18 protein-coding genes and 1 pseudogene are annotated in these 18,891 nt (G+C 67.6%); 14 read left to right on the top strand and 5 right to left on the bottom strand.

The features are described 5' to 3' along the window. Positions 1–228: 228 nt before the first annotated feature. From ACIQVL_RS21910 to ACIQVL_RS21860, 11 genes are all read left to right on the top strand, one after another. A complete protein-coding gene (locus ACIQVL_RS21910) occupies positions 229–756 on the top strand; it encodes a cupin domain-containing protein (protein ID WP_403476127.1) in 528 nt (175 codons plus the stop codon). 215 nt (positions 757–971) lie between these two features. Further along, positions 972–2,759 carry an AMP-binding protein gene (locus ACIQVL_RS21905; protein ID WP_403476126.1) on the top strand — a complete coding sequence of 596 codons (1,788 nt, stop codon included), beginning with the start codon at positions 972–974 and terminating at the stop codon, positions 2,757–2,759. A gap of 201 nt (positions 2,760–2,960) precedes the next feature. Continuing rightward, a complete protein-coding gene (locus tag ACIQVL_RS21900; RefSeq protein ID WP_403436990.1) occupies positions 2,961–3,707 on the top strand; it encodes an enoyl-CoA hydratase in 747 nt (248 codons plus the stop codon). Between the two features lie 149 nt (positions 3,708–3,856). Continuing rightward, positions 3,857–4,615 (top strand): SDR family NAD(P)-dependent oxidoreductase, encoded by a 759-nt coding sequence (locus ACIQVL_RS21895; RefSeq protein ID WP_403476125.1) that lies wholly within the window; start codon positions 3,857–3,859, stop codon positions 4,613–4,615. Then, on the top strand, positions 4,612–5,652 hold the full coding sequence (locus tag ACIQVL_RS21890) for an NAD(P)H-dependent flavin oxidoreductase (protein ID WP_403476124.1): 1,041 nt from the start codon (positions 4,612–4,614) through the stop codon (positions 5,650–5,652). Before ACIQVL_RS21895 ends, ACIQVL_RS21890 begins: the two co-directional genes overlap by 4 nt. After that, on the top strand, positions 5,633–6,397 hold the full coding sequence (locus tag ACIQVL_RS21885) for an enoyl-CoA hydratase-related protein (RefSeq protein ID WP_403436993.1): 765 nt from the start codon (positions 5,633–5,635) through the stop codon (positions 6,395–6,397). Before ACIQVL_RS21890 ends, ACIQVL_RS21885 begins: the two co-directional genes overlap by 20 nt. A 164-nt stretch (positions 6,398–6,561) precedes the next feature. After that, positions 6,562–7,758: an acyl-CoA dehydrogenase family protein gene (locus tag ACIQVL_RS21880; protein WP_403476123.1), complete on the top strand. Its 1,197-nt coding sequence runs from the start codon at positions 6,562–6,564 to the stop codon at positions 7,756–7,758. After that, positions 7,755–8,930: a thiolase family protein gene (locus tag ACIQVL_RS21875; RefSeq protein WP_403476122.1), complete on the top strand. Its 1,176-nt coding sequence runs from the start codon at positions 7,755–7,757 to the stop codon at positions 8,928–8,930. Before ACIQVL_RS21880 ends, ACIQVL_RS21875 begins: the two co-directional genes overlap by 4 nt. A gap of 6 nt (positions 8,931–8,936) precedes the next feature. Beyond that, positions 8,937–9,737 (top strand): enoyl-CoA hydratase-related protein, encoded by an 801-nt coding sequence (locus ACIQVL_RS21870; protein WP_403476121.1) that lies wholly within the window; start codon positions 8,937–8,939, stop codon positions 9,735–9,737. After that, on the top strand, positions 9,734–10,843 hold the full coding sequence (locus ACIQVL_RS21865; protein WP_403476120.1) for a CaiB/BaiF CoA transferase family protein: 1,110 nt from the start codon (positions 9,734–9,736) through the stop codon (positions 10,841–10,843). Before ACIQVL_RS21870 ends, ACIQVL_RS21865 begins: the two co-directional genes overlap by 4 nt. Positions 10,844–10,930: 87 nt before the next feature. Next, the gene (locus tag ACIQVL_RS21860) at positions 10,931–12,145 is read left to right on the top strand and encodes a TetR/AcrR family transcriptional regulator (RefSeq protein WP_403437000.1); all 1,215 of its coding nucleotides are present in this window, start codon (positions 10,931–10,933) and stop codon (positions 12,143–12,145) included. 364 nt (positions 12,146–12,509) lie between these two features. On the opposite strand, the gene ACIQVL_RS21855 is transcribed toward ACIQVL_RS21860, so the two are convergent. Continuing rightward, positions 12,510–13,097, bottom strand: a complete 588-nt coding sequence (locus ACIQVL_RS21855; RefSeq protein WP_403476119.1) for a TetR/AcrR family transcriptional regulator — start codon at positions 13,095–13,097, stop codon at positions 12,510–12,512. Positions 13,098–13,129: 32 nt separating this feature from the next. Then, a pseudogene (locus tag ACIQVL_RS21850) lies at positions 13,130–14,178 on the bottom strand (pyridoxal phosphate-dependent aminotransferase). Between ACIQVL_RS21850 and ACIQVL_RS21845 the strand changes: the two are divergent. Further along, the gene (locus ACIQVL_RS21845) at positions 14,105–14,317 is read left to right on the top strand and encodes a hypothetical protein (protein ID WP_403476228.1); all 213 of its coding nucleotides are present in this window, start codon (positions 14,105–14,107) and stop codon (positions 14,315–14,317) included. The pseudogene ACIQVL_RS21850 and the gene ACIQVL_RS21845 overlap by 74 nt on opposite strands. A 7-nt stretch (positions 14,318–14,324) precedes the next feature. Here the strand turns inward: ACIQVL_RS21845 and ACIQVL_RS21840 are convergent, their stop codons facing one another. Together ACIQVL_RS21840 and ACIQVL_RS21835 are read right to left on the bottom strand one after the other, a co-directional pair. Beyond that, entirely contained in the window at positions 14,325–15,137 is an 813-nt protein-coding gene (locus ACIQVL_RS21840; RefSeq protein ID WP_403476118.1) for an SDR family oxidoreductase, read from the bottom strand. A 35-nt stretch (positions 15,138–15,172) separates the two neighbouring features. Then, a complete protein-coding gene (locus ACIQVL_RS21835) occupies positions 15,173–15,442 on the bottom strand; it encodes a hypothetical protein (protein WP_403476117.1) in 270 nt (89 codons plus the stop codon). 516 nt (positions 15,443–15,958) lie between these two features. Here ACIQVL_RS21835 and ACIQVL_RS21830 point away from each other — a divergent pair. Beyond that, positions 15,959–16,231 (top strand): helix-turn-helix domain-containing protein, encoded by a 273-nt coding sequence (locus ACIQVL_RS21830; RefSeq protein WP_403476116.1) that lies wholly within the window; start codon positions 15,959–15,961, stop codon positions 16,229–16,231. A 325-nt stretch (positions 16,232–16,556) separates the two neighbouring features. Next, positions 16,557–17,468 (top strand): tyrosine-type recombinase/integrase, encoded by a 912-nt coding sequence (locus ACIQVL_RS21825; protein ID WP_403476115.1) that lies wholly within the window; start codon positions 16,557–16,559, stop codon positions 17,466–17,468. 290 nt (positions 17,469–17,758) lie between these two features. On the opposite strand, the gene ACIQVL_RS21820 is transcribed toward ACIQVL_RS21825, so the two are convergent. After that, complete coding sequence (locus ACIQVL_RS21820) at positions 17,759–18,886, bottom strand: tyrosine-type recombinase/integrase (RefSeq protein ID WP_403476114.1); 1,128 nt, start codon at positions 18,884–18,886, stop codon at positions 17,759–17,761. Positions 18,887–18,891: the final 5 nt, after the last annotated feature.

Here is an 18,891-nt window from a genome sequence, read left to right as displayed (position 1 = left end):
GAGCGCGGCCGCCTCAGCGGTCGCAGGTCGCCATGGACGCCCTGCTGCGAGCCGCCCAAGCAGCACACGGACTTGCGTCACTGAAGTCAGGTCCCGGCAGGACGCACGGAACGTCCTGGCATGTCGACCCACGGACGTCAAAGATCCAGATCACGACACGGCCCCGTCCGCGGGCCTGAGAGCTCCACACACTGAATCCCCGGATACGTACCTACGGAAGGACCAGCCATGAGCAGCAGCGTCGCTGACTACCAGGCTCGACGAATCGTCACCGGACTTGACGCCGGTGGTCGCTCGACCATCGCGTCCGACGAAAACAGCCGGACCCGAGCCGTCACCCCCACCTTCACCTGCGTCGACGTCTTCAAGCTCGATTCGGTGCCGTCCGCCGTCACGGTGGAGAACGCCCTGACCGACGAGGTCGTCCTCCAGCCGGAGCCCGGTGCCCTCACGATCCGTATGGTGACCTTCCCCCCGGACAGCGAGTGGCAGGGGAGCGAGGGCTACAAGGAGGCCATGGCCGCCATCGGCAGCGACTCCCTGGACAGCGAGGACGAGATCGACGGTCTGCACGAGACCGACACCATCGACTTCATCACCATGGTCAGCGGAGAGATCTGGGCGGTGCTGGAGGGCAAGGAGACCCTCCTGAAGGCGGGTGACACCCTGATCCAGCGCGGAACCAAGCACGCCTGGAGCAACCGCACGGACGGCCCCGTGACCTTCGTCGCAACCATGATCTCGGCAACTCGGTAGCCTGCCGAACCTGCTCGGGGGGATGACCTCCCACGCAGTCCGCGGCTACCGGCCGAGGTAAACCGCATGGCACAGATGCGCGTCAATCGGCCGGTGGCCGCGCCTCACGACACCGGAGAAGCTCCACCGACAGCAGGGCTCTCGCCCTCACTGCGTCAATTCCAGGCGTCGGCCTCCGCCGACCGCATGCCTCGCATCCACCCACAGGACTCGCCGTGGCCCTTCAGATCTTCTCTCCGCCCGCCATCACCGCAGACCAACGTCCCGACGGGACCGTGCTGCTCTCCTCGAAGACTCCGCTCGGCTCCTTCCCCTCAAGCGTTCTGCACTCCTTCCGCGAGGGGAGTGTCCGGCATCCCGACCGTGTCCTCGTGGCCGAGCGTGTCAGCGATGACTGGTCGACGTGCAGCTGGGGGCAGGCCCGCGCGCGGGTCGATCGGATCGCCCAGGGGCTCATCGACAGGGACGTCGCGGGGCGCCCTGTGCTGTTCCTCTCCCACAACAGCGTCTCGTATCTTCTGATGGCACTCGCCGCATACACGGTGGGCAGCCCCATCGTGCCGGTGAGCCCCGCGTATTCCCTGCAGAGCACCGACTACTCCAAGCTTCGTCACATCCTGGAGGTGTGTGACCCCGCCGCGGTCTTCGCGGAGGACAACACCTACCTCGACGCGCTGCGGGCCATAGGAGAGCAGCGGGTGCTGGTGACCGCGACGCCCGACACCTCTGGCGTCACGACCCCGGTCGAGGCGCTCGAACGCGATGCCACGGCAGCCGTCGACACGGCTGCCGCGGCGGTCGACGGACAGACCGTCGCGAAGATCATTTTCACTTCCGGGTCGACCGGTCGCCCCAAGGGCGTCGTCAACACGCACGAGATGCTCGCGGCCAACCAGCAGCAGCTTCGCCAGACCTGGCCATTCCTCGCCGACGAGCCCCCGGTACTGCTCGACTGGCTGCCCTGGTGTCACACGTTCGGCGGCAACCTCAACATCAACAACGTGCTCGTCAACGGCGGCAGCATGTGGATCGACGACGGACGCCCCACCGCGGAGCTGATCGGTCGGACGATCGAGAACCTTGCCACGGTCCAACCGACCCTCCACTTCAACGTGCCGGCGGGTTACGCAGTGCTGCTGCCGTACCTGGAGCGCCATCCCGACGCCGCACGGCTGTTCTTCGCCCAGCTGCGCATCGCGTTCTTCGGATCCGCGGCGCTTCCCCAGCAGCTCTGGGAGCGGTACGAGGCGCTCGCGGCCCAGTACGGTTCGTCGGCCGGCCTGACGACCGCCTGGGGAATGACCGAGACGGCGCCGGTCGCCACGTCCGCCCACTTCCCGATCACACGCAGCGACTGCATCGGCGTGCCCGTGCCCGGCATGGAACTCAAGCTGGTCCCTTCCGGGTCCAAGTACGAGTTGCTCGTCCGCGGCCCCAACGTGACGAAGGGTTACTACAACCGACCGGACCTAGTGGCCGAATGCTTCGATGAGGAGGGCTTCCTCAGGAGCGGTGACCTCTGCTCACCGGTGGACCCGAGCGATCCGAACAAGGGCCTGCTCTACGGCGGCAGGATCGCCGAGAACTTCAAGCTCTCCACCGGGACGTTCGTCACCGTCGGAACCCTGCGGCCGAAGCTCTTGTCCGCGTGCTCCGGAATTCTCCAGGACGCGGTGATCTGCGGACACGACACCGACTTCGTGTCCGCGCTGGTGTGGCTGCACCCCGACCACGCCCACCGCGTGGATGAAACCGGCATGCCCGAGGACAGCCTTCGCCAGGACTTGGCCAACGCGCTGGCGCGGCTCGCGGCGGAGGGCGGCGGCTCCTCACACCGGGTCGAACGCCTCCTCGTCCAGGTGGTCCCGCCGGCACTGGATGCCGGGGAGATCACCGACAAGAGTTACATCAACCAGCGGGTCGTCCGCGAGGGCCGCGCGGACCAGGTGGCCGAGCTGACCGCCTCCGGAGCGTCCGCGAGGACGATCTGCCGGACCCGCTGAGACAGCGCGCACCGGTGGTCGACCGGGAAGGTCGCTTCACGACGCCGCCGAGCGGCGCCGCTGGCCGCCCCACCCCGACGGTCGCGGCGCAGCCCTCGTCCGCCACGCCGCGACCGTTCCCCACGCGTCTCGCCACCACCGACCCTGGGTCGGAGCCGGACAACTCGATGCCGCCCGCAAGGCCCCCTGAAAGGAGATCCCGTGTACCCGTCAGTCCTCGCCGAACGCCACGACGACGGCACCGCCGTGGTCACGCTGAACCGGCCGCAGGCCCGCAACGCCATCAACCCGGCCATGTTGCGGGAGCTGACCGACGCCCTTCGCGAACTGGACGCGGCCGAGGACGTGGACGCGATCGTGCTCACCGGTGCCGATCCCGCCTTCTGCGCAGGCCTTGACCTGAATCACGTCACATCCTCCGGCGGGCTGTTCGGCGGGATCGGCGACGGTCCGGTGTCTCAGGCTCCGTGGGGTGCTCCTCTTCGTACACCACTCATCGCCGCGGTGAACGGACCGGCCGTGACCGGGGGGCTGGAGCTCGCCGTCAACTGCGACATCATCGTCGCCTCAGAGCGAGCGCGGTTCGCGGACACCCACGCGAGGGTTGGGATGCTGCCGGCATGGAGGCTGTCGGTACTGCTGCCGCTGCTGGTCGGTCCCGGCCTGGCAAGGCGAATGAGTCTGACCGGTGAGTTCCTGTCGGCGTCGGACGCGTCGCGTGCCGGTCTCGTGACCGAGGTGGTTCCGCACGAAGACCTACTTCCCGCCGCCCGTCGACTCGCGGTCACGATCGCCGGCGGTGACCGCGGGGCGGTCAGGGCGCTTCTGAGTTCGTACCGGCGCCTGGAAGCGGAACTGGTCGGGGACGGCGACCGCGTCGAAGTGGCCTCGGCCCGCGCGTGGCTCGTGACGCGCTCCGGCCAAACCCGACCGCCCACCACGGGCTGAGCGCAGGACGTCTCGCGAGTCGGTGACGAAACGGAGCCGCCGCATCGACAGGGCCGCACGATGCACACCCCGACGCCAGCGGCCTGCCCGCCCCAAGAGTGTGCTGCCCAGTACCCCCATGTTCCCGAGCCAAGCCCGATAGGACCGCCGTGCATATCAACCACAAGTCCGCCCTCGTCACGGGCGGCGCGTCCGGCCTCGGCCTGGCCACCGTCGCCCGCCTCGCCGACGAGGGCGCACGCGTCATCGCGTTGGACCTGCCCCACGCCGACACCGACGCCCTCACCGCTCTCGGCGACCAGGTCGAGTTCATCGGCGGCGACGTCACCGACGAGGCGGCCGTCACGGCTGCCGTCGCGCTCGCCAACCAGCGCGGCGACCTGGCCGTGGCCGTCAACTGCGCCGGCATCGCACCTGCCGTCAGGACCGTCGGCCGCGACGGCGCCCACCCCCTCGACATCTTCGCCAAGGCCGTGTCGGTCAACCTCGTCGGCAGCTTCAACGTAATCCGTCTCGCGGCCGCCGCCATGGCCGGCAACCAGGTGCACGGCGAGGAGCGGGGCGTCATCGTCAACACCGCCTCCGTCGCGGCGTTCGACGGCCAGATCGGGCAAGCGGCCTACTCCGCGTCGAAGGGCGGCGTCGTCGGAATGACCCTGCCGATCGCCCGTGACCTTGCCTCGCTGAGCATCCGCGTCGTCACCGTCGCCCCAGGCCTGTTCGAGACCCCCCTGCTCGCCTCCCTCCCACAGCAGGCCCGCGACTCTCTCGGCAAGCAGGTTCCCCACCCGAATCGGCTGGGCAAACCCGGGGAGTACGCCGACCTCGTGGCCGCCGTCGTCGCCAACCCGATGCTCAACGGCGAGACCATCCGTCTCGACGGCGCCGTCCGGATGGCCCCCCGATGACCCGCGACCTGCCCGAGGTCCTGCGCGGGCCGCTGACCTTGCCCGTCGTCGCGTCCCCGATGTTCATCGCATCGGGGCCCGACCTCGTCCTGGCACAGTGCCGGGCCGGCATCATCGGCTCGTTCCCGGCCCTCAATGCCCGGCCCGCCGGCCAGCTGTCGGACTGGCTCGCGCGCATCACCGAGGAGCTGGCCACAGCCACCGCCGAAGCTCCGGTAGGGCCGTTCGCCGTCAACCAGATCGTCCACAGGTCCAACAATCGGCTCGACAGGGACGTTCAGACGTGCGTCGACCACCGCGTCCCGATCGTCATCACCTCCCTCGGCGCCCAGCCGGACGTCAACGACGCCATCCATTCCTACGGTGGCATCGTCCTGCACGACGTCATCAATGACCGCCACGCCCACAAGGCCATCGAGAAGGGCGCGGACGGCCTCATCGCCGTCGCGGCGGGCGCCGGCGGGCATGCCGGTACGACATCACCGTTTGCCCTCCTGCGAGAGATCCGGTCCTGGTTCGACGGCCCGCTGCTGCTCTCGGGCGCGATCGCCCACGGCCGGTCGATCCTCGCCGCGCAAATCGCGGGCGCCGACCTCGCCTACATCGGCAGTGCCTTCCTCTCGACCCACGAAGCCGATGTCGTCGACGCCTACAAGCAGATGGTCGTGGACAGCACGGCCGCCGACATCGTGTACAGCAACCTGTTCACCGGCGTACACGGCAACTACCTGCGAGGCAGCATCCAGGCCGCGGGCATGGACCCCGACGACCTCACCGTCTCCGATCCCACGGCCATGTCCTTCGGCTCCGACGGGGACCCGCCGACAGGCAAAGCCAAGGCATGGCGCGACATCTGGGGTTCGGGCCAGGGCATCGGCGCGATCGGCCGCAGGCAGTCGGCGGCCGACCTCGTCGCGCAGCTCCGCCGCGAGTACGACAACGCCCTCGCGACCCCCGTGTGGTCCGGCCGCGCCGGCCCGTCTTCGCTCCTGACCGAGACGACATCAGAGGAACCTCATGCGGAAAAGCGTCAGTGACGGGGTCCTCACCCTGACCCTCGATCGCCCCGAGCAGTACAACGCCCTGACCCGGGAGGAGATGGTCGCGTTCTCGAGGTCTGTCCGGGCGGCCCAGGACGACGCATCGGTCAGACTCATCGTCCTCGACCACGACGGTACGGCGTTCTGTGCCGGTCTCGACCTGGGCCTGGCCGAGACCCTTGCCGGCAGTCCATCAGAAGCCGAGGCGACCATCGACGCCGCCAACGACGTCGTCCGCGCCATCCTCGCGTCACCGAAGCCGGTCGTGGCGCTCCTTCGAGGGCCCGTGGTGGGCGTCGCGGTCTCCATAGCGCTCGCAGCGGATCTCACGGTCTGCGGCGAGGACGCCTATTTCAACCTGGTGTTCACCAAGATCGGACTCATGCCGGACGGTGGCGCCACCGAGATCGTGGCCGCATCGATCGGACGCGCCAAGGCCATGCGCATGGCCCTGCTGGCCGCGCCGCTCAGCGCTGCCGAGGCCGCGCAAGCCGGTCTTGTCACCCACTTCGTGCCTGGCCCGAACTTCGACGAGGAAGCGAGCAGAGTGGTCGCCCAAGTCGTCCGTGGCCCGGTCGAGGCCATCGCGCGGACAAAGAGCGCCATCAACGCCGCTACCCTGGCCGGCCTCGACTCGGCCTTCTCCCGAGAACGCGCAGGACAACTCCGTCTCCTGACCTCGGCGGACTTCCTGGAAGGTACGGAGGCATTCCGCGAGCGCCGACACCCCGAGTTCGACTGACCCATACGGTCCGATCCCTCGGGGAGACGCCCCGGTACGCGACCGCGACGCACCCCCGGCGCCCTCGCTGGCGTCAGCGACCGCGACCCGCTGTCTGTGGCAGTCACCCGGATTCTCGCACCCCATCCCGCATGTTCCCTGCAACCCCCCTCCAGGAGATAGCCTTGCCCGCCACCCGCCTCCTGCCCAGCGACGAAGCCAAGGAACTCGTCGGCGTCGTCCGCCGGTTCGCCGACCAGCGGCTGCGGCCTCGAGTGAAAACCGCCGAGGCCTCTGCCACGTTTCCCCGTGACGTGTTTCGGGAATTGGGCCGGCTCGGGCTCCTCGGACTCCCCTATTCCGAGGACGACGGCGGCGGTGGCCAGCCGTACGAGGTCTACCTGCAGGTCCTGGAAGAGATCGCGTCGGTCTGGAGCTCGGTCGGCGTGGGCGTCAGCGTCCACGCCCTGTCGTGCTTCGCGCTCGCCGCCTTCGGCACGGACGAACAGCGGGCGCGGTTCCTCCCCGACATGCTCGGCGGCGACCTGCTCGGCGCCTACTGTCTCTCGGAACCACACGCCGGCTCGGACCCGGCCGCGATGCGATCCACGGCGCGCCGAGACGACGACCATTACGTGCTGAACGGTACGAAGGCGTGGACGACGCACGGCGGCGAGGCCGATTTCTACACGGTGATGGCCCGGACGTCGGACGACCGCAACGGCATCACGTGCTTCCTCGTCCCGGCCGATACACCGGGCCTGGAGGCGGATGTCCCGGAGCAGAAGATGGGGCTGACAGGCTCGACCACCGCGACGATGTTGCTGCGTGAGGTACGTATCCCCGCCGCGCTCCGCCTCGGCGACGAGGGCAGCGGCCTGAGGATCGCGCTCGCCGGGCTCGATTCCGGTCGACTCGGCATCGCCGCCGTCGCCACTGGCCTGGCGCAGGGAGCCCTCGACCACGCGCTCGTGTACGCCCAGCAGCGGGAGACCTTTGGCCAGCGCATCATCGACCATCAGGGCCTCGCCTTCCTGCTGGCCGATATGGAAGCCGCCGTCCAGACAGCACGCGCCATGACGCTCCACGCCGCGCGCCTCAAGGACCGCGGACTCCCGTTCGGCCGGGAGGCCTCCATCGCCAAGATGGTCGCGACCGACAACGCGATGAAGGTCACGACAGACGCGGTCCAGGTCCTCGGTGGCGCGGGCTACACCAAGGACTTCCCCGTCGAGCGCTACATGCGCGAAGCCAAGGTCATGCAGATCTTCGAGGGCACGAACCAAATCCAGCGGATGGTCATCAGCCACTCCCTCGACCGCGATGCCGCGGGCCGGCTGAACGTTCTCGACCACCCCATCGCGAAAGGCACACCCGCATGAGCCTCCCCGCCCGTCGCGCAGTCATCGTCGACATCGTCCGGACCGCCTCCGGACGTGGCAGGCCGGGAGGCGCGCTGAACGGCGTGCACCCGGCGACCCTGCTGGCCAATGTGCTCTCGGCCCTGGTCGGGCGGACCGGGGTCGACCCCGGCCAGATCGACGACGTCATCGCCGGATGTGTCGGACAGGTCGGTGACCAGTCGTCCAACATCGCCCGGACCGCGCTGCTCGCCGCCGGGTTCCCGGTGAGCGTGCCCGGAACCAGCATCGACCGGCAGTGCGGTTCCAGCCAGCAAGCGGTGCACTTCGCGGCGCAGGGCATCATCGCCGGCGCCTACGACATAGCCATCGCGTGCGGTGTCGAGTCGATGAGCCGCGTCCCCCTGGGCAGCGCCGCCCGGCAAAGCCATCCGCACGGCCCGCTGTCCGAGCGTTTCCCGAGCCTCCCTCACCAGGGCATCGGCGCCGAGCTGATCGCCGCCCGCTGGAAGTTCGGCCGTGACGACGTGGATGTGTACGCGGCCCGCTCCCACGCCCGCGCCGCCGCCACGGACTTCGGTGCCGAGATCATCCCGGTGATGCTGCCCGATGGCTCGCCGCACACGGTCGACGAGACCGTGCGGCCGTCGACGACCGCGGGAGTCCTCGCCACGCTTCCCCCCGCCTTCCGGGACGAACAGCTCGGCGCGTACTACCCCGAGATCAACTGGGTGATCACGCCAGGCAACTCCTCCCCGCTCACCGACGGAGCCGCGGCGGCGCTGCTGATGAGCGAGGAGAAGGCGACGCAACTGGGCCTGAACCCGCGTGCCAGGATCCACGCGGTCGCGGTCGTCGGGTCCGACCCGGAGATCATGCTCACCGGCCCGATCCCGGCAACCCACAAGATCCTGGAGCGGACCGGCCTGTCGATCGACGACATCGACGCCTATGAGGTCAACGAAGCCTTCGCACCGGTTCCGATGGCGTGGGCGGCCGAGTTCCACGCCGACCCAGCGAAGCTGAACCCGCGCGGTGGCGCCATCGCGCTCGGACACCCTCTCGGCGGATCGGGTACGCGCCTGATGACGACGCTCGTGAACCACCTTGAGGAGACCGGCGGCCGCTACGGCCTCCAGACCATGTGCGAGGGCGGCGGCCTGGCCAACGCCACGATCATCGAGAGGCTCTGAGCCCTCATGACCGACACCAGTTTCAGCGGCGTCGCGCCCGGCGATCCGGTTGAGGAGGCCGCTCTCCACGCGGTCCGGGGAAACGTCGCCACCCTCCCGATCAATCGTCCGCAGTCGCCCGACGCGGTCACGCGTCCCCTGCCGACCGCGCTCGGAGTCGGGATCGGGGCTGCCGCGACCGACGACCCGGTGCGTCCTGTCGCGGGCATCGGCACCGGCCTTGTCTTCTGTGCGGGCACGGGCATCGAGGAACTCGCGCAGGGGAATCAAGCCGACGCCGTCGAGCATCCTGAGTGGCGTCTTGCAGGCCTCGTCCAATACCGGATCGGCAAGCCGGTCATCTCCGCGTTCAGAGGTTTCGCGATGGACGGCAGAGCGGACCTCGGGCTGGTCTGCGAGGTTCCGATCCGGTGCGCGATAGAGATCGCGCTCGTCGGCAATCCGATCAACGTCATCACTCATCAGGAATCGAGGTTCATCAACCGGGCCATCGGCGATGAGCGAGTGCTCGACGGGGCCATCGAACTGTACGAGATAGTCCCCGCCAAGGCTCCGCAGTCCGTCGACCACACCAAGTGCACTGTCGGAACAGCCCGGGACGGCACGTCCGGCGGGGACGTAGACTTGGGCGACGAGGGCCCGTGGGAGCTCAACGCGGAGTCATCCGACGAGGTACTCGGCGGCGCTGACGGTCTCGAAGGGGCGCGCGTGCGACGACAAGCGCCAGCCCGTTTGGCGGGGGCGCCGGTGCCCGCCTCCGCAGGGCAGCGCCTCCCGGCCGCGCATCGGGTTCGGGAGTCGCTGTGACCGGCCCTCTGAGCGGCGTACTCGTGATCGAGGTGGGGGGCATCGGGCCCGGTCCGTTTGCTGGGATGCTTCTCGCCGACATGGGGGCAGAAGTAATCCGGGTCGACCGGCCCGGTGGCATCGGCCCCCTCGCGCCTCTTCATTCGATCCTCCTTCGCGGCCGCAAGTCAGTTGTCCTCGATCTCAAGGCATCCGACGGTCAGCGCGCTCTCGCGTCCCTGTCGATGCACGCCGACATCCTTATCGAGGGTTTCCGCCCCGGCGTCATGGAACGACTCGGGCTCGGTCCGGACGACCTCATGACTGACAATCCCGCACTGATCTACGGGCGAATGACCGGATGGGGCCAGACCGGCCCGCTTGCGCACATCGCAGGGCACGACATCAACTACATCGCGGCGGCCGGGGCACTGGAACCTATCGTTGGTGGCGACGACGCACCAGTGCCGCCGCTGAACATGCTCGGAGACTTCGGGGGCGGCGGCATGCTGCTGGTCGCCGGTGTGCTCGCCGCCCTCCACCACGCAAAAGCGACCGGTGCCGGTCAGGTGGTCGATGCCGCGATCGTCGACGGCGCGGCCACGCTCACTGCGATGCATCACTCAATGAAGAACAGTGGCACATGGACTGGTGCCCGTGGAGAGAATCTGTTCGACGGCGGCGCACCGTATTACCGGGTTTATCGGACCGCGGACGGCGGATGGCTCGCCGTGGGTGCGATCGAGCCCCAGTTCTACCAGCGCCTCCTGTCCAGGCTGCAGCTCGACACCGAACTCGCGCCAGAGAACCAGAACGACCGCGCGCAGTGGCCTGCGACTCGGATGCGGTTCGCTCAACGAATCGCCGAGAAGACCCGCGAAGAGTGGATGGCAATCTTCGACCGCACCGATGCCTGCGTAACCGTCCTGGCCAGCGCCGAGGATGTCCGTCGGCACCCCCACCTCGCGGCGCGGGGCACCTTCGTTGCGGCGGGGGACGGCGTTCAGCCAGCTCCTGCCCCCCGGTTCAGTGGGACACCCCTGAAGCTCCGCGCGCCCGCTGAGAACGTTGGGGGCGATACCGCCGAGATCCTCAGTCGATTTGGCATTGACATCGGCACGGCCTAATACTCCAGCAGGCGGGCGGACGCAGGGCGGTAGAATCCGGTGTTCAGGTTTTCACGATCGTCACTGCGGACAGGAGGAAGGCAACGCGTGGGCGCGGTCGCACAGCCGGACACCCCGAAGAACCGACGGCCACGGGACCGGCGGATCCAGATCGCCGAACATGCCGGCGAGCTGTTCAGCGAGCGGGGGTTCCATTCCGTTCGCATGGGCGACATCGCCGAGGCCAGCGGCATCACCGCCCGCGCCCTTTACCGCCACTACGACAACAAGCAGGCACTGCTTTCGCACGTGGTGGTTGAGGACCAGAATCGGTTCGTCGAAGCCTTCACCAAACTCGCGGCGCGGTCAGACGGCTCACGGGACCTTGACGACACTCTGACGACCCTCACCGAGGTGGCCTTGAGGAGTCGCCGGATCTCCCTGCTCTGGCAACGCGAGTCACGGCATCTCGACCCCGTCGCCTACCAGCTCGTCCGCGACCGCACCCGCTGGATCGAGGAGCAGATCGAACAGCTGCTCGTGAGCCCGCAACGGCCCGACCTGAGCCGCACCGCCGCCGAGCTGCGAAGCTGGGCGGTGTTCAGCATCCTCACGAGCACCGCCTACTACGATGTCGCCCTCCCGCGCCCTCGCATGGTGCGGGAGCTGGCCGACGCCAGCAAACGCGTCATCGCGGCCCCCACGCCGAACGCTTCACCCGGCCACGAGAAGCATGCGATCCACCGGTCACCAAGCGCGCGCCGCGAGCAGCTCATCGCGGGCGCGGCGAAGGCCTTCCGGCACAGCGGTTACGTCGGCGTGAGCATCGACGACATCGGAGGCGACGCGGGAGTGGCCGGTCCGGCGCTGTACCGGTACTTCGACACCAAAGCCGACGTTCTGGTCGCCGCGGTCACCAGGTTCTACGAGTGGCAGGCGCTAGAGACCACCCGGGCTCTCTCCACCGCGCCCGAACCCGAACAGGTCATAGCAGCACTCATCGAGGGCTACGTTCGGCTTGCTTTCACCGCCACCGATCTACTCGCCGTCACACTGACAGAACGGCTGTATCTGCCCGAGGACGCCCGAGAGCGACTCGACCGCATCCACGCCGACAACACCGCCGAATGGCAGCGCTGGCTCTTGGTCGCGCGACCCGACCTGCGCCCTCCACAAGCCGCCGTTCGGGTCAACGTGGTCAAAAGGATCATCGACGACTGTGTGAGGACTCCGCACCTGCACAAGAACCCACAGTTCGGCGAAGACCTGATCCAGGTCGCCCTGGCAACGCTCGACTTGCCGGAGCAGGCACCTGCTATCTGAGCTGACCGCACAACTCCGTGTATAAGGTCCGAGGGCACTGTTGAACTCCACCCGGAAGCCGCGGTTGACGCGGACTATGCCCTGCCCGTCCACCCAGGGGATCCGGAAGATCAGCTGCCGTTCGGATTCGCAGCGCCGCTCGACGATCCGGGCCTGCGCGTACTCCGGGCGGGCGCGCAGTAAGGGGCCTATCGGTTGCAGGACCTCACGTGCCGCCTGGAGGAACCCCGTTTCGCCGGGGTCCCAGAGGCGGAGGTCGTCGTACACCGCCTCGATCTGGGCGCTGACATCAATGGGGCTGTCTTCCGCTCCGGTGTAGGGGAGGCACCGGCCATGGGCGGGTGCCCGTCGGGCGGGCCGACGCTCAGTCGGACTTGGACCGGTCTGCCGCGGCCCAGCCGATCAAGGCTCCGCGCAGGGCGGCCACCAGACGGGTGGCAGCCTCGTCCTCGGTGCGTCCGCTCTTGATGAGGTCGAGGATGTCGCGCGGGTCGAACAGCGCGTTCCACAGGTAGAGCGCCTCGTCACCTAGGTCTCCCAGGCCGAGTTCCTCGGTCGTCTGACGGAGGGGCTCGGCGAGTGCCTCGGCCTGCGGGACGAGGTAGCCGGTGGCTTCCCGCAGTCGCTCGAGATAGCCGCGGTGCGAGCGCATCTGCGCCATGGCGCCACCGTGCTCCACGACGAGGGACACCCACTTGCGCGACACCGCTTCCAGCTTCACCAGGCCGCTGGTGGTCTGCTGCGCGCTGAAGTCCTTCAGTTCGGAGCCGACTTGGGCGCGGAAGGCGTGGAGGATCTCCTCGACGGAGGAGAAGTGGCGGTAGGCCGTAGCGGTGGACACCTCGGCGTGTTTGGCGATCTCGGCGATGCTGACCGGAGTGGGAGAGTTCTCGAACAGCAGTGCCGCGGCCTTGATGAGGTGCCTGCGGTTGCGTTCGGTGTCACTGCGCATGGGGCGGCTCCTCGGTGTGCGCGGATCGGTCTTCATCGCAGGGCCGCGAGACCGTCGGCCAGCCGGCGGACCCCCTCGACGATGGCCTCCGGTCCGGCAGCGTACGACAGCCGCAGATGATGCTCGCCCTGGGCCCCGAACTCGCTGCCGGGCCGCACGGCGACCCCGTACGTCGTCCGCAGTGCCGCTACGACCTCCACGGACGGCAGGTCGAGGTCGTAGCGCGGGAACTGGTAGAAGGCGCCTTCCGGTGCGCTGAGGGTGAGGCCGGGGATCGCGGTGAGTTCGGCGCGCATGATCTCGCGGCGCTGTTCGTACGCGGCGCGCATGCGCGCGACGTCCTCGGCGCAGCTCTCCACCGCGACCAGCGCGGCGTCCTGGACGACCGTGTTCACCGAACCGTTGAAGGTGTTGTGCACGCGCGCGGACGCCTGGATGAGCGGCGACGGCCCCCACAGGTAGCCGATGCGCCATCCGGTCATGGCATAGCTCTTGGAGAAGGTCTGGCAGTAGAGCGTGCGCTCGCGCAGGCCCTCGACGGAGATCGCCGAGGTGAACGGGCGGCCGGTGTAGTCGAGGTCGGCGTATGCCTCGTCGGAGATGACGATGGTGGGCGTGCCGTCCAACAGGTCGGCGAGGACTTCGAGTTCCTCGCGGCTGTGCACGATGCCGGTCGGGTTGACGGGGTTGCAGAAGACGAAGAGCTTGGCGTCGGCGAGGGCGTCGGCGAGCCGGTCGAGGTCCCAGTGCAGGTCGGGGGCGAGCGGTACGGGGACCACGGTGCCGCCGGCCATGGCGACCAGGTCGCCGTAGAGGGAATAGGTGGGGTCGGGGATGACCACCTTGTCGCCGGGGTTGACGATGCGAGGATCGACGCGGCAAGTCCGGCGGTGCCGCCCTGGGTGATCAGGATGTCGGCGGCGGACACCGGTGCCTGGGCGATTCCGGCCAACTTCGCGGCGAGCGCCTCGCGCAGGAGGGGTTCGCCCAGCAGCGGCGAGTAGTGCGTGCGTCCGGCGCTCAGTGAGGCCTGGGCGGCCTCGGTCACTCGCTGGGGTGTGTCGAAGTCGGGTTCGCCCATCGCGAGCGAGACGAGGTCGGCCCTCGACTGCGGCTGCTGGGTCCGGCGGGAGGCGGCCGCGATCCGGGCGACGGCGTCGGCGGTGTCGTACAGCGGCGGCTGCGTGGTGACGGTGGGCGGCATGTGCTTCTCCTGGTAGCGGGTGGTCAGGCCTGCGGTGCGGCGCTGGCGGGCGCCCCCGCCCAGCGGCTGATCTCGAGATCGGCGGCCACGTCGCGCTGCCGGGTGGGGGCGACGACGATCTCCTGGAGGACGACGCGCTGGGGCAGGGCGACGGCCAGTCGGACAGCTTCGGCCACGTCCTCGGGCTGAACCATTGCGGCACGCTCCTCGGGCGCCGGGGGGCGGGCGCGGTTGTCGAGGATGGGAGTGTCCGCCTCGCCGGGCAGCACGGTGATCGCCCGCAGACCCTGGTTGCGGAACGTGTTGTGCAGGAAGGTCATGAAGTTGCGGACGCCGGCCTTGGCCGCGCCGTAGGCGGCGCCGCCGAGCAGGTTGGGGTTGACGGCGGCCAGCGAGGAGACGGTGACGACGGTGCCGGTGCCCCGGTCGAGCATGTCGGGCAGGGCCGCCTGGGTGAGCCGGAAGACCGCGGTGAGGTTGACCTCCAGGACCTCGCGCCACTCCTCGTGCGGCAGCCACTGCGGGTTGAGCACCGACGAGGAGCTGCCCGCATTGTTGACGAGCACGTCCACCGGGCCGAGTTCGGCGCGCACCCGGTCGAGGGCGCTCGTCACGTCGTCGGCGCGCGTGATGTCGACGGCGAGGGGGAGTGCGGTCCCGCCCTCGGCGCGGATCACGGCGGCGACCTCGTCGAGGGCGTCCTGCCTGCGGCCGAACAGGGCGACGGCGGCACCGTCCCCGGCGAGCAGTCGCGCGATCTCGCGCCCCATGCCGCTGCCGGCTCCCGTGATGAGCGCGGTCCTGCCGGACGTGGTCACCGTGCCTCCTCCATGCATGATATGAGACGCTGATCGCATATGATAATATATTCTCAATTTGCGGCTGGCAAGGCCGCCGGGAATCCGAGGGCGTCGAAGGCCCCGGCCACCGCGTTCGCCAGCGCGTGCACCTCGCTCTCACGACGGGCGAGGCGGCGCAGTGAAGTCTCTCGGTCGACCCAGCGGAACCGGAGTTCCCGTCCCGGCCCGGCCTGTCCGAGCAAGGGAAGGGACGCCCGCGAGGCGACACCGACGATGGGATAGCCCGCGGTCAGGCTCCGGTAGTCCACGCGGAGACCCCCACCGAACGCTGCCGTGCGCATGAGACGGGGGTCCTCACGCATCACAACGATCACAGGCGTGTCACCAACCCCATGGACGCTCTCACGTCACAAAGCGCTGACCTGGACTTCCGTACTCCCTCTGGACCAATGGACGCCCGTGGACGGCTTCTACGACATGTGCCATGTCGTACCGCAGGCCTCGCACGCCAACACCACAGCTCACGGACCAAGATCCGGACCAGGTGCGGACCAACTCAGCTGAGCAGCAGACGATGCCACCCTTTGCCGCAGGTGAGAGGCGACGGTGAGCGTGTACCACCAGCAGACGAAGAACCTGCTGGTTGGCCGCACTTGCGGCAGTGCATGCGCCATGGCAGCGCAGAGCTCCAGGCCACCCGCCTCGCCTCTTGAAGAGGCGGAAGCCCTGACCAGCGGCGTGTGCAAGCCGGCGAGGCACACTCGGCGCCTTCGCAGTCCGGTCACGCAACGAGCGGCCTTCGAGAGAAGAGGGCCCGCAACATAGCCCAGGATCGCCGGTTGGCCAAACCGGCGAACATGCGCACCATGGTGGGTGCAACGAGACGCCACCGACGGTCCAGAAAAGCCGCAACAAAAATAATTACGCCCGACACCTGGAGGAAAATGTCTGGAGAATTTATGACCATCCAAGAAACCGCCGAATATCTAAATGTATCGACTTCCTGGATATACCGAAATGCCACCCGCTCCGGGCTAACGCCTTACAGGTTCGCTGCAGGCACCAACGCAAAGATTCGATTCAGGGTTTCGGAGGTCGAGGCTTGGATTCGACAACAACGCCCCCACTAGTGCCACACCGAAGACAAACAGGAATTCAGGTTGCCAGAACTGCCATTCAGGCAGGTCACATTGAACGGATTTTACACTTTTGCCTTCTTCACCGGTTCGCGGGATGGGCTCATTCTTCAAGGAGTGCGAGCATCCGCAATCCCGATGGTCGAAATGCCCCCACCTCTACAAGGTCCGCTACCGTTCGACTACAGGAAAACAGGTACAGGAATCGGGATTTGCAACCCAGGAAAAGGCGCTGGGGCGACTAGCAGAGATATACAAAGAGAAGCGTTCTGCAAACAGGTCACAGTCCAAATCGGAACGCATCCAAAGGTACGGGACCATGCGCTTCAAAGAATACGCCATCGAGTGGAAATCAGGCCAGAGGGACCTAGGACCAGCCTCGGTGCGCCATCTTGAATCATTGCTGCAGCAGCACCTCTTCCCTCTGCTGGGCAGTCGGCGGATGAGCACGTTTGACCACAAGGTCGTCGAGAACTTCATCCAAGCCATGGAGCGAAACGGTGCTGGTCTGGCAACTCAGTCCAACGCGTTCGACAAACTCAAGGCAATTCTGCTAGACGCCCACAGAATTGGATTGTTCGACGAGAGCCCCCTGGCCGGCGTGAAGGCCCCGCTCTACGACCCAAAACGCGCAGTGATCCCGTCTCCCAGGCAACTACAAACGATACGCGCCGCCGGCAATGACCAATTCCGGCTGATCACCGACTTGATGAGCGGCTGCGGACTACGCAACGCCGAGGCCGCCGCAGTGAATCTTCGCAATATCGTGGCCGATGATGTCTACCGGGTCAGCGAGCAAGTGAACCAGACCACTGGCCAGTATGCGCCCCTAAAGCACCGCAAGCCCAGCGAGTACCGCGACGTTCCGCTGCCTTCCGTGATCCGGAAGACGGTCGAATGGTACGCCGAGAAGTACGGGACGACAGACGGCTATCTACTGCGCCACCCTAACGATCCCTCACGGCCGTTCCCCCATTACAGCCTCAGCAACCAATGGAGGCGTATTAAGGTGCGGGAACGGGTGGACATCCCCCCAGGGATGGTGCTTTACAGCTTTCGGCACTTCTTCGCCTCCAACTGTTTGGCCCAGGGAATCCCCATCACCGACGTCGCCGAGTGGATGGGACATAGGAGCATCGACGTGACCTTCAAGATCTACCGGCATCTCATGCCGGGCTCGATCAGCTCCGCCGCCCAGGTCCTCAACCAGAATCTCGTCTTGGCAACCTGACCGCGGCCAACGCGAACCAACGGTTGCCCGGGCTCCCCCACGTTCTGCGACCCCAGCCCAGGTACACGAAGCACGATGCACCTGTGTCAGAGGCCATCCGCAAGCACCCTCCGCCCCACCAACTCACGAGAGACCGACAACAACTGCACGTGGGCCGAGACCCCACAATCGGCATCTGCAGGTCCTTACAGCGCAGGTTCTCGATCTGGCCCCAGACGCACAGGTAATCACCCAACGAGCCGATGCGCCGCAGCGCTTCCGCAGTGGCGTCTTCCTCCCTATCACGAAGCTCAAGCAGCAAGCCCCGCGTTGAGGAACTGTGCGGCGGAGCTGATCGAGCCCGGCATGAGGTGCCGGTAGATCTTGAAGGTGACGTCGATGCTCCTGTGGCCCATCCACTCGGCAACGTCCGTGATCGGAATGCCGTTGCTGAGACAGTTCGATGCGAAGAAGTGACGGTTCCCGTAGAGCACCATCCCCTCCGGAACGTCCACCGTGCCCGCAGCCCTGATCCGCCGCCACTGATTGTCCATCGCGTAGTGCTGGTACGGCCTGCTGGGATCGGTTGCCTGGCGCAGCAGGTAGCCGTCGACCGTTCCGTGCTTCTCGGCGTACCACTCAATCGTCTCCCTGACCCGGACGGGTAGGGGAACGTCGCGGTACTCCCCTGGCTTCCGGTGTTTGAGCGGCCCGTACTGGCGGGTGGCCATGATGACCTGCTCGCTGACCCGGTACACGTCGTCGGCCACGATGTTGTCGAGGTTCACCGCGGCCGCTTCGCCGTTGCGCAGGCCGCATCCGCTCATCAAGTCGACGATCAGCATGAACGCGTCGTCGCCGGCGGTACGTATCCCGCGCAGCTGTTCCGAGGAGGGGATGACAGCCCGCGCGGGATCGTACTGCGGCGCCTTCACCCCCGCCACGGGGTTTTCGGGGAAGATGCCGAGACGTTGGGCATCGAGGAGGATGGCGCGCAGTTTGTCGAAGGCGTTGGACTGGGTGGCCAGCCCGGCACCGTTGCGCTCCATGGTGCGGATGAATCCGTCGACGACCTTGTGGTCGAAGGAGTTCATACGCCGGCTGCCGAGCGCGGGGTAGAGGTGATGCTCCAGCAGCGAGTCGAGGTGCTTGACCGACTGGACGGCCAAATGCCGCTGGCCGGCCTTCCACTCCTCGGCGTAGTCCGCGAAGCGCATCGCCCCGTACCTGCGGATGCGCTCCGCCCTCGGCTGCCCCTGCTTCGCCGTCTTCTTCTCTTTGTAGACCTCCGTCAAACGCTCGATGGCCAAGTCCTTGTTCGCGAACCCGGACTCTTCCACCTGTTTGCCGGCGGCCGACCGGTACCGGATCGCGTAGGGGTGGGGGCACTTCGCCCATCGCGATTGCGGATGCCCGCACTCCTTGAAGAACGACCCCATGCCCC

Source organism: Streptomyces sp. NPDC090499 (assembly GCF_044769305.1).
In the GTDB taxonomy this organism is placed as follows: Bacteria; Actinomycetota; Actinomycetes; order Streptomycetales; family Streptomycetaceae; genus Streptomyces.
Note: the sequence above shows the minus strand (reverse complement) of the source record. Positions and strands in the feature narration are given on the sequence as shown.